The following is a 14,744-nucleotide window of genomic DNA, read 5'->3' as shown; positions in this document are numbered from 1 at the left end:
CTCAACACTCGCAGACCCCTCCGTCGTCGAAGACCTCATCGATAATAGAATGAACACCTAATTCCCTGGTTCGGGCATTCCAATTTGTCTGAACCCACTCCTTGTCGGGCCGGCGTAGTCGCTGGCCCGCTTTTTTGCACGAACCTGATTGCCATTCGCCTAACCCATGCCTAGCCTGCCTGAATGAACGAACATTCATCCACACAGGACCGCCCACTGCTTGGTATTTTGTTGATGCTGGGGTTTTGCGTTATGGCCCCCATTGGGGATGCGTTAGCCAAACTGCTTTCCACACAAATGCCGATGGCCCAATTGGTGGCTGTGCGGTTTGTCGTGCAGGCGGCCATTTTGATCCCCATCGTGATCGCCACCAAACGGCACTGGCGCATGCCGTCCCGCGTTCTGCATCTTGTGTTCTTGCGCACTGTTCTGCACATTCTGGGCATTGGCTGCATGTTTACCGCGCTGCGGTATCTGCCACTGGCGGACGCGGTTGCGATCGCCTTCGTTATGCCGTTCGTCATGTTGGTTTTGGGCAAATACATCCTGCACGAAGACGTCGGCCTGCGCCGCATCCTTGCTTGCATCGTCGGTTTTATTGGCACGCTATTGGTGATCCAACCCAGCTTTGCCAAAGTTGGCGCACCCGCGCTCCTGCCACTCGCAGTCGCCTTTATCTTTGCGTTCTTCATGCTGCTCACCCGCAAGATTGCCAAAGACATCGACCCCATCTCACTTCAGGCGGTCTCAGGTGTAATCGCCTGTGTGCTGCTCGCCCCCCTGCTTTGGCTTGGCCCATCCACCGGAATTGCCGACCTTGACCTCATTGTGCCGCAAGGCAACGTGATCTGGCTGCTTCTGGCCATCGGGATCGCTGGCACTGTCGCACACCTCTTTATGACGTGGTCGTTACGCTATGCGCCGTCCACAACGCTCGCGCCTATGCAATACATCGAAATCCCGTTGGCCGCGTTGGTGGGATGGGTTGTCTTCAATGACTTGCCAAACGGGCTGGCCGCGCTTGGAATCTGCATCACCATGGGCGCGGGGCTTTATATCGTGTTCAGAGAACGGGCCATGTTGCGTCAGCCGCAAGAAGCGCCCTGACCGCCTCAGCCAAACACGCACGTGGAAGGATCACCAACATACCCGGAGCATCCATGCGCAACCGCACGTCTCCCAGCGCGGTGTTAGAGGTCCCGATCCGCCGATCCGGCGCCAACTCGAGTCCATCGATTGGCCACATAAGCCCGTCTGACTGACCGCTCACGCGCGCCATTGGAAACAGCGACACCCGCGTTCCAGCGGCAACTTTTAACGTTAGATCAGGCGGCGCAGCAAAAACCAGATCTTCCCCCCCTAACAGCAGACAGCGCCGGTTCGCCTGCCGCACCAAGGTGTTAAAGGCCGCCAGATGATGATCCACCCGCGCGCCGCCAAACCCAATCCCGACAATCAAAGGTGCATCAACAGACCGCAACGCTTTGTCAAAGTCTGTGGTTTCCTGCTCGGTGATCTGATGCAGCTTGTGAGCGGGAAACGCTGCACGAACGTCCTCAGTCAACGAGTCAAAATCCCCGATCACGGCCTCCGGAACAAGGCCGAATGACAAACAATGCGCCGCCCCACCGTCGGCTGCCACCACGTCCGGTGCCAGATTTCTGGCCTGTATCACATCCAAATTGGTTAACGAACCGGCGCCCACAAGGGTCATTGGTTCCGCGCTTTTTACAATGATTGTCATAGCCCTGTTTTACCCCAACTTGTTTGCCACGCCACATTTTGGCCCCAAAATGATACCCTGCGTTGCACAGAATCGGTCACGTTTCGACTTTCCTGTCGTGGTAAAGAGATAGTCGAGCAGTGCAAAGGACCCGAATTAAATGGTTACAAATAACAAAGTGCTTACGGTTTCTTACGGGACTTTCTCGTGTACCCTTGAGGGGTTCGAGGACTCTTTTGATACGATGAAGGCGATTGCGGAATATTTCCGCGATCTTGCCTCTGACGATCGTTACTTCGGAGCCGAGCCCCCGACCCCCGATGCCGAGATGCTGGCACGGATCGCCGAGCGTGAAATCGAACGCCGCGTCAGCGCGCGCATGGATCATGGTGCCATCGTTTTGCGCGCCACCGACGCTGCCGACCCAGCGCCGCAACCCGATCAGGAAACTCCATCAAATGACCCTGCGCAAGAAACTGTGCAAGATGTCTCGACTTCCGTAGACGAAGATGAAGCCTCTGATGACGCCGTTTCCGAAGACACCGCTGACGCAGATGCGACGCCACACGTCGAGGCCGAGACACAGGTTTCCGTCGATGCACTGGTTCAAGAGGAACTGATCGAAGAAACCGCACAAGAGGCCATGGCCGAGGATCCGTCCGAAGCGGAAGCCCAACAGTTGGTCGAAGATGACATCGAAGAGGTTGCCCAAGTCTCTGAGGACAGCATCGCGGTCGACGAGGCTCAAGAAGAAGATGAAGGCGATCTCGTAAATCCTGACGAGATCGCGTCTGATGACATCGAAAACGTGCTTGATACGGGCGCGATTGCAGACGCATCCAAAGAAGAACTGAATGTTGACGACGCCGCCCCGGAAATCGACGGTGATATGTCTGACGCGTCCTCGGATGAAGACGACGACGACATGTTCGATATCGGCGCGATTGTTGCTGCAACTTCAGAAGACGTACACGTTGACGAGACCGCTATCGACGATGATGTCGAAGACGCCGCCGAAGCTTTGGAGGACGTCAGCTTTGATGCGTTCGCCGCGTCGGACGTATTGGTCCTGCAAGACAGCATCAAAGCCGCCATGGCCGACGAAGACATTACCACAGCAGAGTTCGACGACGCACCAGTAGAAGTCGCCGCCGACATCGAAGTTCTCCCGCCTGTTGTCGACGCCGACGCAGAAGACTGGGACGACGACGAGGACGCAGTTGATACCGACTACGCCGAGAACTCAATTGCTGCCAAACTCGACCGTATCCGCGCCGTGGTTGCGCGCGGCAGCCATGAGGCTGACGAGGACGGCTTTTCTGAGGACGAGCACGCACGAGATATCGCTGAACCCGACAATTCTATTGCGGCGGCTTTTGATAACGTAGGCGACGACATCCAAGATGTGACCGCCAACGACATTATTGACGAAACACCTGAGCAACCAACCGAGGCAGACAGCAAACCAACGCTGCGCGCACGCGTCGTCCGCATGAAAAAAGCGGACTTCGAAGAGGCCGTGGCCTCTGGCCTACTTGAAGCGGAACCGGTCGACGACAACGAGACTTTGGAAGACGAGGATGGCGATGACATCTTTGCCGAAGACGTTGCACCGGCCGACATCAACGCCGCCGCTGATACAACGCTGACGCCAGAAGACGAAGCTGACCTGATGGCTGAGTTGGCACAGGTTGAAGCCGAGCTGAAAGGTGAAACCTCCCCCCAAAGCGCACCCGTTGCCGAAGACCCAGTCGAAACCATGGCTGAAGATCTGGACGATTTGGACGATGACTTCGCTGATGACGTTGAAGACGACGTTGAAGACGCCTCCGAAACACCCGCTCTTGAGGCTGACCCGGAAGATGCCAACACGGCAGGCGCCGCACATGGTGAGCCGGATTTGTCCCGTCTGATGGCCAAAGCCAACAGCGAAATGAAAGAGCCCGAAGGCTCACGCCGTCGCCGCGCCATCGCACATCTGCGCGCTGCCGTTGCTGCAACCCGCGCTGAAAAAGCCGCCGGTGGCCTCACCGGTAACAAAGACACCACAGCGGTTTATCGCGACGATCTGGCGAGCGTTGTGCGCGCGGTTCCCGGTGGCAAAGACGCCTCCCAATCCGCAACGTCCAAGCCGCGCGGCGCCGCTGCTCCGCTCAAACTTGTGGCAGAACAGCGCATCGATACTTCCGAGAAAGCTCCTGAGGCCGAGGCAGAAACACCTCCCGCAACTCAGGATGCACCTGCTGCTGAAGAGAAAAAGGCACCACGGCGCGTTCCTGTTCGCCCGCGCCGGGTGTCCACCGACCGGAAAGACCGCGAAGAAATCGCGCGGACTGTTGCCCCGGTCGGGTCAGTTTCTGCTGTGCAAGGCGGCTTTGCCGACTATGCCCAGACAGTTGGCGCCGCCACCATGCCGCAAATTCTAGAAGCAGCGGCGGCTTATGTGACCTTTGTCAAAGGTCAGGAGCGCTTCTCCCGTCCGATGCTCATGCGCATGGCGCGTGACATCAACGAGGCAGAGTTCTCCCGCGAAGAAGGCCTGCGCAGCTTTGGCCAACTTCTGCGCGACCAAAAAATCCGCAAGATTGCCGGTGGTCGTTTTACTGCTGACGAAAGCATCAACTTCAAACCACAGGATCGTGCCGCAAGCTGATGCACCGCGGACTTCATTCCAAGACAAAAGCCCGGCCATTGCGCCGGGCTTTTTGCATTTCTGGAAAGGTTGCATCACACCGCTCCTGCTTTGACTTTCGACCCGCTTCTGGCTACCGTCAGGACAACCTCGGATACACGGGGACCATTGAGGTGGACGCGCAGCATGTCCCAGCACGGAAATTCACGTGCAGCCGGGCCGACAGACTCTGAACTTCTTGCCATAGGCAAGCTGCAGTTTCTTGCCAGTTTTTGCCCGCTGCACCAGAAGATGCCTGCCTTGGCATTGGCCCGGATTTTTTATCCGGCGCTGAACAATGGCTGCGTGCGATTTTTTGAGAACGAGCATGGCAAAACCGCTGCCGCCTTGATTTGGGCGCGGCTAAGCGACGAGGTCAGTGATCGTCTGCTGCGGGATGGCATTCTCCCTTCGGAGGCAGAGTGGAGCAGCGGCAATACGCTTTGGTTTCTTGATCTGATTGCTCCTTTTGGGCACGCCCGCGTTGTGGCGCGCACCATTGCGCGTTCGCCGCCCGACGAACCGTTTTGGTTCGCGCGCATCGATCAACATGGCACCCTGCGTAAAGTTGTGCGCGGCGATGTTTTGGCCCGCCATGGCACGCAGGTCGCCACGTGGCACGGCTCTGACTGGATGGGAGGAGACTAAATGGGTTTTCCACTGCCTGACACCGGCGAGGTCACCGAAGATACAGGTGTGTCCGGCGGTTATCTCAGTACATCCGGCGACGTGGATTTCTGGTTCGGAAATGACGCTGGCGCATGGACGGCCGAAACCATCACCGGCGCGTATGGCAGCGCCTTGGTGATCGACGACAATGGCAATTGGACCTACACGGCGCTCAACGACCACCCGTCGATTGCGGCGCTCAACAACGGTGACACGCTCACCGAAGTGTTCACAGTGACGTCGACGGGCGGCACCACAACCATAACCATAACTATCAATGGCACCACCGATCCGCCCTGTTTTGTTGCGGGAACTTTGATTGAAACCGCCTTGGGTCCACGCGCCGTGGAAACCCTGACCATTGGCGACCTCGTCCTGACCCGCGACGCCGGTCCGCAACGCATCAAATGGATCGGGACTAGCACCGTTGACACGTCGGCAGGTGACGACCTCGCAAACCTGCGTCCGGTGCGCATTCGTGCGGACGCGTTTGGTCCGGGCGTTCCGGATCGCGACTTGCTGGTGTCCCCGATGCACCGGCTCCTGGTCAGCGGCCCCAACACAGCGCTGCTGTTTGGAAAATCCGAAGTGCTGTGCGCCGCGCGCCATCTCGAAAATGGCGATCAAATCACACAGGTCGACGCAGGCATTGTGCGCTATGTGCATCTGTTTTTTGACCGCCACCAGATTGTCACCGGAAACGGCATGGCCAGCGAAAGCTTCTTTCCGGGCAATGTCGGGTTGGACCGCTTCGAAGAACAGGCGCGCGAGGAGCTGTTTGCGATCTTCCCTGATCTGCGGTCCTTGCCGGAGAGCTATGGACAGCCAGCCCGCCAGATCCTGCGCAGATACGAAGGCAGCGTGATACGGAATCTTTTTCCCGGCGGCTAACGCCGGAGTCCCCAAAATTTCACCCGAAAGATCCGATTGGGATCAATAGACGTCGTCTTCAGGTGGCGCATCCGGATCGGCCTGACCAATGCCCATAAAGATCGACTTAAACGGCAAAACCCAAACGATGCCCAACCCGACATACAAGCCGAGCGTCACCAGAAACGAACTTGGATTCAGCCATGTCGCCAACACGCTGGCCACAAGGATGTAGACGGGCAGACCAACCACAAGGATGACCAATGCCCAGCGTCTGCGGGCTTTGTAACTTAACGCCATTGGTGGTCTCCTTTTCCTCGGATTGCTCTGTCTTCGGGATCAGTCAGCAAAGGGATCCGTGACCAAGATCGTGTCTTCACGCTCAGGGCTGGTCGACAACAGGGCCACCGGACACTCAATCAACTCTTCGACGCGCCGCACGTATTTCACCGCATTGGCAGGAAGATCGTTCCAGCTGCGCGCGCCTTCAGTGGTCTCAGACCACCCCGGCACTTCCTCATAGATCGGCTTACAGCGGGCCTGCTGATCGGCTGCGGTCGGCAGATAATCCAAACGTTCGCCGTCTAGATCATAAGCCACACAGATTTTGAGTGTCTCAAACCCGTCCAGCACATCAAGCTTGGTCAGGCAGATGCCCTTGATGCCGGACGTGGCACAAGTCTGACGCACCAAAGCCGCATCAAACCAGCCGCACCGACGCTGCCGGCCTGTGGTGGTGCCAAATTCATGGCCACGCGTGCCAAGACGCTCGCCATCCACATCCGGCGTGCCATCTGCGTTCAACAATTCGGTCGGGAACGGGCCTTCACCCACACGGGTTGTATAGGCTTTGACAATGCCCAAAACGTAATCAATCGATCCCGGGCCAATGCCCACACCGGTCGCGGCCTGCCCTGCAATCACGTTGGAGCTGGTCACAAACGGATAGGTGCCAAAATCAATGTCGAGCAACGCGCCTTGCGCACCTTCAAACAAGATTCGTTTGCCAGCTTTGCGCTTTTCGTTAAGCACTTTCCAAACCGGCGCGGCAAAAGGCAGAATTTCTTTGGCGACCTCTTTGAGTTTTGCCACCAATGCATCGCGGTCAATCGCCTCAACACCCAAACCTTTGCGCAGTGGATCATGGTGCTGCAACGCGCGGTCGACGCGGGCCTCAAGCGTGGCGTGATCCGCCAGATCAGCGACACGCACCGCGCGACGGCCAACCTTGTCCTCATAGGCTGGGCCAATGCCGCGACCTGTCGTACCAATCTTGGTGCCTTTGGAGGCGGCTTCTTCACGGGCGCGATCCAATTCGCCGTGCAGCGGCAGAATGAGCGGTGTGTTTTCAGCAATCATCAATGTCTCAGGCGTGATTTCGACGCCTTGGGCCCGCACGGTTTCGATTTCGTTCAGCAGGTGCCATGGGTCCAAAACAACCCCGTTACCGATCACCGAAAGCTTACCGCCACGCACAACACCGCTTGGCAGCGCGTGTAGCTTGTAGACTTTGCCATCAATCACCAGCGTGTGGCCCGCGTTGTGGCCGCCTTGAAAGCGCGCGATGACATCAGCGCGCTCGCTAAGCCAATCCACGATTTTGCCTTTTCCTTCGTCGCCCCACTGGGCGCCTACGACGACAACATTGGCCATATCCGGTCCTTTACACAGAGATCAAACCCGCGCCCTTTTAGCCACGTTAAGCGGCGCTTAAAACCGCAAAGTGACCCGAAGGCTGGACAGAGTGCAGGAAATTGCGCAAGCATGCCCGAAAAAGGGCACATCGAGGGGCTTTCATGGGGCTATTGATACGGTGGGTCTTCGCCTTCCTGTTGCTGGCGCTGACCTTCAATCCAACTCAGTACAACTATGTCCAGTGGGGCAGCGTAAATTATGTCGAGGAATTGCCTCTGACTGTACTGTTGGGGCTGTTGCTCGTGATTGGCTACATTATCTATCTGCGCGCGACGCTGCGCTCGATTGGTGGCTTTGGCATGATGTTGGTACTTTCTCATGATGTTGGTACTTTCTGTGGTCGCAGCACTTGCTTGGGTGCTTTACGACTGGAAAATGCTCAGCCTCGACAACACCGACGTGAATACATGGATCGCGATACTGGCGCTGTCGATTGTGCTGGGAATCGGCATGGGGTGGAGTCACGTGCGGCGGATGCTGTCTGGCCAGCTGGACGTAGACGAAGTCGACAGCTAAGCGCATCAGGGGCGCTGCCCCTGCCACGGCATGCCGTGGCCACCCCGAGGTATTTAGGGAACAAAAAAAGCCTCTTAAAGCCGTACGAGTTTTACCGGATCGCCATGTGGCGTCGACAGATAGGCTTGTTTCCAAGCGTCGCGCATAGTCTCAATCGCCTCTGGTTTTGCCAGATCTCGACCGCGCAACAGCGTTTCAAGCGCCGCAAGCCAGGCATTAAAGTAATCTTCGCCGCCATCGAGTTCCCGCGCCAATCCGTGGGCCTTTAGCGTCGCACCAAAAATCTCCGCCCACTCCGTCCAGCTGAAATGCCCGGCTTCGTTCATCGCCACGGTCAAGGCAAACACCTGTGCGTGCCACGGCGCTTCGAATGCGGGTTCGGGGCAGACGCTCATGCCGGCTCCAGATAGCTCTGCCACAGGTCCAACACCATCTCGTCGTCGGCTTCGGCCTCATTGCCCCAAAGCGCACGCGCGGCGAAGCGCACCGCGTATAACGGCTCGGGCGCTTCTCCAAGCCCGTGCGCGTTGCTGTCTGGAAACACATGCGCGCCGTGCAACAATTCAATGACCCCAACCGCGCCGGCGGCATAAGCAGGCAGGCGCGTGTGCCCACCGGACACCGCCACATTGCGTGCCGGACGCCGCACCTGCACGCGGTCGCCGACGGCAAACATCGCTGCATCCGTATCTCTTGTATAAGGACTGCCGGCGGCCAGAGCTGGCGCCACATTTTCCGCTTTCAACGCCCGCCCTGTCAGCGGCGACACCCCGTCTCCGCGTCCGGCGTCCAATTCTTCAAGCGTCAGCACGCCTTTGGCCACAAGGCTGTCTGTGAGACCGCCCAGCCACTTTTCGTAATAGGAAAACCCAGCATAATCCGCAGCCGAAAGGCATTCACGTGCATGACGCGAGGCATCAATATTCCATTGCCCCAAAGCCCCGCACGCCAAGTTCAGCGCCAAGGCCCGTTCGTGCCACGTCTTGGCAAAGGTTGCGTTGTCGTCGGGATCAACGGCGCCGGTGCCAAACCGCCCGCCCATGTCGTGAATACGGCTCATGCGCCGGGCTCCCGTGCCAAACCGGTCCCGATCATGCTGTCGCGTGTCACCAGGTCCGCCAGCGCCTCCTGCGAAAGACCCTCCGCACCCGCGGGGCGCCTCGGCACCACCAAATAGCGAACCTCAGCAGTCGAATCCCAAACCCGTACCTTTTGCCCCGCGCTCAAAGTCACGCCAAACTCTGAAAGCACTTTGCGCGGCTCACGCACGGACCGTGCCCGATACGCGTCCGATTTGTACCACCCTGGCGGAATGCCCAAAAGCGGCCACGGATAACAGCTGCAAAGAGTGCAAACCACGAGGTTGTGCACCTCCGCAGTATTCTCGACAAACACCATGTGCTCGCCCTGCCGTCCATAAAGCGCCATCTCTTTGAGTCGCGGCATCGGATCGGTCAGCATTTCTTCGCGAAACGCCGGATCTGCCCACATCTTGGCCACAACCGATGCGCCATTTTTGGGCCCGATGCGGTTTTGATAGGTGTCGACGATCTCATCCAACGCAGCCGGATCCACCAGGCCTTTTTCTGTCAAAATGGTTTCGAGCGCCTTGACCCGCAACGCAGGGTCTGATGGCAGATGGGCATGTGGGTGATCATGGTCATGTGGCATGACGTGACCCTGCCAGAGGCACGCGGCCCATGTCCACCCCGCGAGCGGCATTTCATGCCCCGTCACAAATGCGCAGGAAACATCCTTGCCCCCCGCGCAAAACTTGCCTACATAGCGCGCTAACAATCTGAACGCTTGCATGACAGGTCCCAATGGAAAACGTTGTCCTTATCATCCACCTTCTTCTCGCTCTGGCCCTGATCGGGGTCGTTCTGATGCAACGTTCCGAAGGCGGTGGCCTTGGCATGGGCAGCGGCGGCGGCGGCGGAGCCATGACAGGCCGCGCAGCGGCAACAGCTCTGGGCAAAGTCACTTGGGTGCTTGCCGGCGCATTCATCTGCACCTCGATTGCGCTGACTGTGATTGCGGCTCAGAATTCGTCTTCCAGCTCGGTCTTTGATCGGCTTGGCACCTCCGCCCCTGCAGCGGAAGAAACCGACGCGACGCTGCCAAGCGGCGACTCACTGCTGCCCCCGGCCGAAGGTGACGCGCCGCTGGTGCCACGCGCCGACTGACCGGGTAACAATCCCAAAGAAATTTAGGCGGTCCTTTTGGACTGCCTGAATTTTTGCCCCCTGCGGGCATTCACTACAGCTTGAGGCACCAAAGCCGTTCGCAACAGCATCTTGCGATCTGGTTGCCAAATTGCTGCGAATCCTTTATGACTCAAAGCCCGTGATGCATGGTCAGAATCTTCTGTTCCGGGCGCTTCATACATTGACAGGCACGTCTAAAAATCACGGGAGATGCCACAGGCATGGCACGCTATATATTCATTACTGGTGGAGTTGTTTCGTCTCTGGGCAAAGGTCTGGCGTCAGCAGCATTGGGCGCATTGCTTCAGGCACGGGGGTATACTGTGCGACTGCGCAAGCTCGACCCTTACCTGAACGTTGACCCTGGCACGATGTCGCCCTTTGAGCATGGCGAAGTTTTTGTGACCGATGACGGTGCAGAAACTGATCTCGACCTTGGCCACTATGAACGGTTCACCGGCGTGCCTGCGCGGATGACCGATTCCGTTTCTTCGGGCCGGATTTATTCCAACGTTTTGGAAAACGAACGCCGGGGCGACTATCTGGGGAAAACCATTCAGGTGGTTCCGCACGTCACCAATGAAATCAAAGAATTCCTGCATGTGGGCGACGACGAAGTCGACTTTATGCTCTGCGAAATCGGCGGCACCGTGGGTGACATCGAAGGCCTGCCTTTCTTTGAAGCGATCCGTCAGTTTTCGCATGACAAACCGCGCGGCCAGTGCATTTTTATGCACCTGACTTTGCTGCCCTATCTTGCGGCCTCCGGTGAGCTGAAAACCAAACCGACCCAGCACTCCGTCAAGGAACTGCAATCCATCGGTATTGCACCTGACGTTCTGGTTTGCCGCTCCGAGCAGCCAATTCCCGATAAAGAGCGCAACAAAATCGCCCTGTTCTGCAACGTGCGCAAAGAGCATGTCGTAGCAGCTTATGACCTCAAGTCGATCTACGAAGCACCGCTGGCTTACCACCGCGAAGGGCTAGATCAGGCCGTGCTGGATGCTTTTGATATCGCCCCCGCCCCGCGCCCCGATCTCAAGGTCTGGCAGGATGTGAACGACCGCATTCACAACACCGATGGCAACGTGAACGTGGCCATCGTCGGCAAATACACACAGCTTGAGGACGCGTATAAGTCCATCAAAGAAGCGTTGACGCACGGTGGCATGGCCAACCGTGTCAAAGTCAACGTCAACTGGGTGGATGCTGAAGTGTTCGACAAAGGCGACGCCGCGCCGTATCTGGAAGGCTATGACGCCATTCTGGTGCCCGGCGGCTTTGGCGAGCGCGGCACCGAAGGCAAAATCAAAGCCGCGCAATATGCGCGCGAGCACAAGATTCCTTATCTCGGCATCTGCCTTGGCATGCAAATGGCCGTGATCGAGGCCGCCCGCAATGTCGCAGGCATCGCCGACGCAGGGTCCGAGGAATTTGACCACGAGGCTGGAAAAACCCGCTTTGAGCCGGTGGTCTATCACCTCAAGGAATGGGTGCAGGGCAACGCCAAAGTCAAACGCAAGGCGTCCGACGACAAGGGTGGCACCATGCGTCTGGGTGCGTATGACGCGACCTTGATAGAAGGCTCCAAAGTGGCTGATGTCTATGGTGGTCTCGCGATCGAAGAACGGCACCGCCACCGTTATGAGGTGGACATCAAATACCGTCAAAAGCTCGAAGATTGTGGCCTGAAATTCACCGGCATGAGTCCGGATGGTCGTCTGCCGGAGATCGTGGAATGGGCAGATCACCCGTGGTTTATTGGCGTGCAGTTCCATCCGGAGCTCAAATCCAAGCCTTTTGACCCCCACCCACTGTTCCGCGATTTTGTGCGCGCCGCGAAAGACAATTCGCGTCTCGTCTAATCCGCACCAAGACAATTTGTTGTTTTGAACGCCTGGCCGGTTGGTCGGGCGTTTTTATTTTTGGGATGAAATGTCAGCTCTGATCCGAAGTCTGCAATCTTCCCCCCAATCCCGGATTGACTAGAATCACCACTTCGCCAACGCTGAAACAAGATCATTTGAACCAAGGATTTTGTTTATGCTTTTGCGCGTTTTCGCAGCCGCCACCCTCATTGCAACGCCGCTTATCGCCAACCAACCCGAGCGTGCGGACCTCCTCATGAAACTTATCCGCGCCAACGGCTGCCAGATGACCTCGGTAGAGGCTGACGAAATCCTGCCCCAACGCGGCTCCCCAATGGATGAGACCCGTATCGTTTTCCTCAGCTGGATACCGGACGGCTTGGTCGAGATGCACGAATTTGAAGGCATCAAACTCTCTGACAAAGGTTGCCAAGGCGCGTGACCTTCGGCACCTTGACCAAAAAGAAAAACGCTCAGGAAGGATTACACTCATGGCCAAGGGCTATTGGATCGCACGCGTCGACGTCGATGACATGGAGCAATACAAAAAATACGTGGCAGCCAATGCAAAACCATTTGCCGATTATGGTGCCAAATTTCTGGTCCGCGCCGGACAGTTTGAAAACCCCGAAGGCGGGTCGCGCTCGCGCAATGTCCTGATCGAATTCCCAACGTATCAGGCCGCGCTCGATTGCTACCAAAGCGCGGATTATCAAGCCGCAATCAAACTGCGCTCCGCTGTCGCCACCAGCGATCTGGTCATCGTCGAAGGGTACGAACCATGATCTGGGACAGCCTGCTTGAGCGTCTGAAAAACAAACCCGCACAGCAAGAGTTGCCTGAACTGGACGAAAAACTCGCCCTTGGCGCGCTCATGGTGCGCGTGGCCAAGTCCGACAACAATTATCACGCGATGGAAATTGGCGAGATCGACCGCATCCTCGGGGCCGCCTTTGGCCTGAACGCCGTGCAATCCGCCAAGATGCGGGCAACATGCGAGAAACTCGAAGCCGCCGCGCCGGGCACACCTGATTTTGCCCTGATGATCCGCGAGCACATTGACTACCCGCACCGCCTCGAGGTCGCACAGCAGCTCTGGCAGGTGATCATCGCTGACGGCGCCCGCGTTACGGCCGAACTCACCAGCTTGCACGAAATTGAAGCCATGCTGGGGATCAAACCCGAAGATAGCCCCGCGGACGATTGACCGCGAGGCTGACGGGTCACGTGCTCAGAAATCAGGCGACCGCGCTCACTGCTTTGGGGGCCTTGCTCACCCGCCCCGCCAATCCTTCAAGGTTGGCAGCAATCACCTTGCCCATCATCGGCTTCAGCATCAGTTGCCCCATCAGCCAACCAAGCGGGCCAAATTTCATCTTCCCTGCAAATCCCCATACCACGCGGGCCTTGTTGCCCACCGCTTCAATCCGCAACTCCGCACTGGCCGCCGACATCGGCATCGATCCCATCTCAGACAGCGCCACGCTATAGCCCCGGCCTGCGTCCCACGCTGTGACCGTCTCCACCAACGCCTGCCCGTTTGTAAAATGGCACCGCCGCTGCGACCCCACCTGATCCTCGCCAACTGTCAGCGCTTCAACCCGCGCCACCTCAGGCGCGAAAGCGTCAATGTGCATGAACCGCCCCATCACTGCCCAGACTTGCTCTGGCGTTGCTTCAATCTCCAATGACCGCTCGATCTTCAACATTGTCTTTCCCTTCCCGGCCTCACTCGGCCTTCCCAAACTGTATCTGAGCCTTAGATATCCTTGCCTTGCTGACAGCGTTATGTCAGCAGCGTGTCAGCAGGAGATAAAAATGCGTCGCACCGAACGGCTGTTCCAGATTATCCAGATATTGCGTTCCTCGAGGGCGCCTGTGACAGGAGCGCGCCTTGCAGAAGAACTCGAAGTCTCCCTCCGCACGCTTTATCGCGATATGGCGGAACTCACCGCACAACGGGTGCCTATCCTGGGGGAGGCCGGCACCGGCTATGTCCTACAAGACGGATACGATATGCCGCCCCTGATGCTAACAGCGGATGAGTTGGAAGCCGCAGCGCTTGGCGCCGCCCTTGTGGCAGCACAGGCAGACCCGTCGCTTGCCACCGCCGCCCGTGATCTGGTGGCGAAACTGTCAGAGGCCATACCCGGCGACCTTCGGCCTGTTATTCTGGACGCCAGCAGCCGCCCGATTGCAACTGGCACACCACCACCTAGCGCATTTGACGGCGCCAGCCTGCGCCACGCGATCCGCAACCGCTATCGTCTGCAACTGTCGTACCGCGATCAGACCGGCTCCGCCTCCAAGCGCACGATTTGGCCGCTGCTAATCGCCTACCTCAGCGGCGCCCGCTATATCGTGGCCTGGTGTGAAACCCGTCAGGACTACCGACATTTCCGCACCGATCGTGTGGCAGACATGTACGTTCTGCCCGACACCTATCCCGGCCGCCGTGCCAGCCTGATCGCCGGATGGGAGAGCGCCACTGCGAAACAACGCCGGATATGAAAGAAAAAGTTGCC

18 protein-coding genes and 1 pseudogene are annotated in these 14,744 nt (G+C 57.9%); 12 read left to right on the top strand and 7 right to left on the bottom strand.

Features of this window, described 5'->3' with window-relative positions; all coding sequences use genetic code 11:
• Nucleotides 1–183: 183 nt before the first annotated feature.
• Complete coding sequence (locus SHIM_RS08275) at nt 184–1,107, top strand: DMT family transporter (protein WP_054002167.1); 924 nt, start codon at nt 184–186, stop codon at nt 1,105–1,107.
• Here the strand turns inward: SHIM_RS08275 and SHIM_RS08270 are convergent.
• Entirely contained in the window at nt 1,064–1,744 is a 681-nt protein-coding gene (locus tag SHIM_RS08270) for a thiamine diphosphokinase (RefSeq protein WP_054002166.1), read from the bottom strand. The two genes, SHIM_RS08275 and SHIM_RS08270, sit on opposite strands and share 44 nt — an antisense overlap.
• A 139-nt stretch (nt 1,745–1,883) precedes the next feature.
• Between SHIM_RS08270 and SHIM_RS08265 the strand changes: the two genes are divergently transcribed.
• From SHIM_RS08265 to SHIM_RS08255, 3 genes are all read left to right on the top strand, one after another.
• Nucleotides 1,884–4,376 carry a hypothetical protein gene (locus SHIM_RS08265; protein ID WP_193749888.1) on the top strand — a complete coding sequence of 831 codons (2,493 nt, stop codon included), beginning with the start codon at nt 1,884–1,886 and terminating at the stop codon, nt 4,374–4,376.
• Between the two features lie 165 nt (nt 4,377–4,541).
• Nucleotides 4,542–5,042 (top strand): toxin-activating lysine-acyltransferase, encoded by a 501-nt coding sequence (locus tag SHIM_RS08260; protein ID WP_054002164.1) that lies wholly within the window; start codon nt 4,542–4,544, stop codon nt 5,040–5,042.
• The gene (locus SHIM_RS08255) at nt 5,043–5,954 is read left to right on the top strand and encodes a Hint domain-containing protein (RefSeq protein ID WP_054002163.1); all 912 of its coding nucleotides are present in this window, start codon (nt 5,043–5,045) and stop codon (nt 5,952–5,954) included.
• A gap of 42 nt (nt 5,955–5,996) precedes the next feature.
• Here the strand turns inward: SHIM_RS08255 and SHIM_RS08250 are convergent, their stop codons facing one another.
• Nucleotides 5,997–6,233, bottom strand: coding sequence for a DUF2842 domain-containing protein (locus tag SHIM_RS08250; protein WP_054002162.1), 237 nt, complete (start codon nt 6,231–6,233; stop codon nt 5,997–5,999).
• 39 nt (nt 6,234–6,272) lie between these two features.
• The gene (locus tag SHIM_RS08245) at nt 6,273–7,586 is read right to left on the bottom strand and encodes an adenylosuccinate synthase (protein WP_054002161.1); all 1,314 of its coding nucleotides are present in this window, start codon (nt 7,584–7,586) and stop codon (nt 6,273–6,275) included.
• 143 nt (nt 7,587–7,729) lie between these two features.
• Between SHIM_RS08245 and SHIM_RS20660 the strand changes: the two are divergent.
• Nucleotides 7,730–7,885: pseudogene (locus SHIM_RS20660) on the top strand (DUF6524 family protein); the annotation flags it as partial.
• Nucleotides 7,886–7,946: 61 nt separating this feature from the next.
• A complete protein-coding gene (locus tag SHIM_RS20655) occupies nt 7,947–8,144 on the top strand; it encodes a DUF6524 family protein (RefSeq protein WP_342585510.1) in 198 nt (65 codons plus the stop codon).
• A 74-nt stretch (nt 8,145–8,218) separates the two neighbouring features.
• On the opposite strand, the gene SHIM_RS08235 is transcribed toward SHIM_RS20655, so the two are convergent.
• Genes SHIM_RS08235 through nthA form a run of 3 tightly spaced genes read right to left on the bottom strand, consistent with a single transcriptional unit; the run spans nt 8,219 to nt 9,815 of the window.
• Nucleotides 8,219–8,539 carry a nitrile hydratase accessory protein gene (locus SHIM_RS08235; protein ID WP_054002160.1) on the bottom strand — a complete coding sequence of 107 codons (321 nt, stop codon included), beginning with the start codon at nt 8,537–8,539 and terminating at the stop codon, nt 8,219–8,221.
• Nucleotides 8,536–9,204: a nitrile hydratase subunit beta gene (gene nthB, locus SHIM_RS08230; RefSeq protein WP_054002159.1), complete on the bottom strand. Its 669-nt coding sequence runs from the start codon at nt 9,202–9,204 to the stop codon at nt 8,536–8,538. Before nthB ends, SHIM_RS08235 begins: the two co-directional genes overlap by 4 nt.
• Nucleotides 9,201–9,815: a nitrile hydratase subunit alpha gene (nthA, locus tag SHIM_RS08225; RefSeq protein ID WP_054002184.1), complete on the bottom strand. Its 615-nt coding sequence runs from the start codon at nt 9,813–9,815 to the stop codon at nt 9,201–9,203. The genes nthB and nthA overlap by 4 nt, the downstream gene beginning before the upstream one ends.
• A gap of 152 nt (nt 9,816–9,967) precedes the next feature.
• On the opposite strand from nthA, the gene secG reads away from it, so the two are divergent.
• The 5 genes from secG to SHIM_RS08200 all read left to right on the top strand — a co-directional run bounded on the left by secG (nt 9,968) and on the right by SHIM_RS08200 (nt 13,426).
• Entirely contained in the window at nt 9,968–10,330 is a 363-nt protein-coding gene (gene secG / locus SHIM_RS08220) for a preprotein translocase subunit SecG (protein WP_054002158.1), read from the top strand.
• Nucleotides 10,331–10,572: 242 nt separating this feature from the next.
• Complete coding sequence (locus SHIM_RS08215; RefSeq protein WP_054002157.1) at nt 10,573–12,216, top strand: CTP synthase; 1,644 nt, start codon at nt 10,573–10,575, stop codon at nt 12,214–12,216.
• A gap of 178 nt (nt 12,217–12,394) precedes the next feature.
• The gene (locus tag SHIM_RS08210) at nt 12,395–12,661 is read left to right on the top strand and encodes a hypothetical protein (RefSeq protein ID WP_054002156.1); all 267 of its coding nucleotides are present in this window, start codon (nt 12,395–12,397) and stop codon (nt 12,659–12,661) included.
• A gap of 49 nt (nt 12,662–12,710) precedes the next feature.
• Nucleotides 12,711–13,004, top strand: a complete 294-nt coding sequence (locus tag SHIM_RS08205) for a DUF1330 domain-containing protein (protein WP_054002155.1) — start codon at nt 12,711–12,713, stop codon at nt 13,002–13,004.
• Complete coding sequence (locus SHIM_RS08200) at nt 13,001–13,426, top strand: tellurite resistance TerB family protein (protein ID WP_054002154.1); 426 nt, start codon at nt 13,001–13,003, stop codon at nt 13,424–13,426. The genes SHIM_RS08205 and SHIM_RS08200 overlap by 4 nt, the downstream gene beginning before the upstream one ends.
• Nucleotides 13,427–13,457: 31 nt before the next feature.
• On the opposite strand, the gene SHIM_RS08195 is transcribed toward SHIM_RS08200, so the two are convergent.
• On the bottom strand, nt 13,458–13,928 hold the full coding sequence (locus tag SHIM_RS08195; RefSeq protein WP_054002153.1) for an SRPBCC family protein: 471 nt from the start codon (nt 13,926–13,928) through the stop codon (nt 13,458–13,460).
• A 109-nt stretch (nt 13,929–14,037) separates the two neighbouring features.
• Here SHIM_RS08195 and SHIM_RS08190 point away from each other — a divergent pair, with 109 nt between their 5' ends.
• Nucleotides 14,038–14,730 (top strand): helix-turn-helix transcriptional regulator, encoded by a 693-nt coding sequence (locus SHIM_RS08190; RefSeq protein WP_054002152.1) that lies wholly within the window; start codon nt 14,038–14,040, stop codon nt 14,728–14,730.
• Nucleotides 14,731–14,744 lie beyond the last annotated feature (14 nt).

Origin of the sequence: Shimia sp. SK013 (assembly GCF_001292625.1) — a bacterium.
Taxonomy (GTDB): Bacteria; Pseudomonadota; Alphaproteobacteria; order Rhodobacterales; family Rhodobacteraceae; genus Shimia.
Note: the sequence above shows the minus strand (reverse complement) of the source record. Positions and strands in the feature narration are given on the sequence as shown.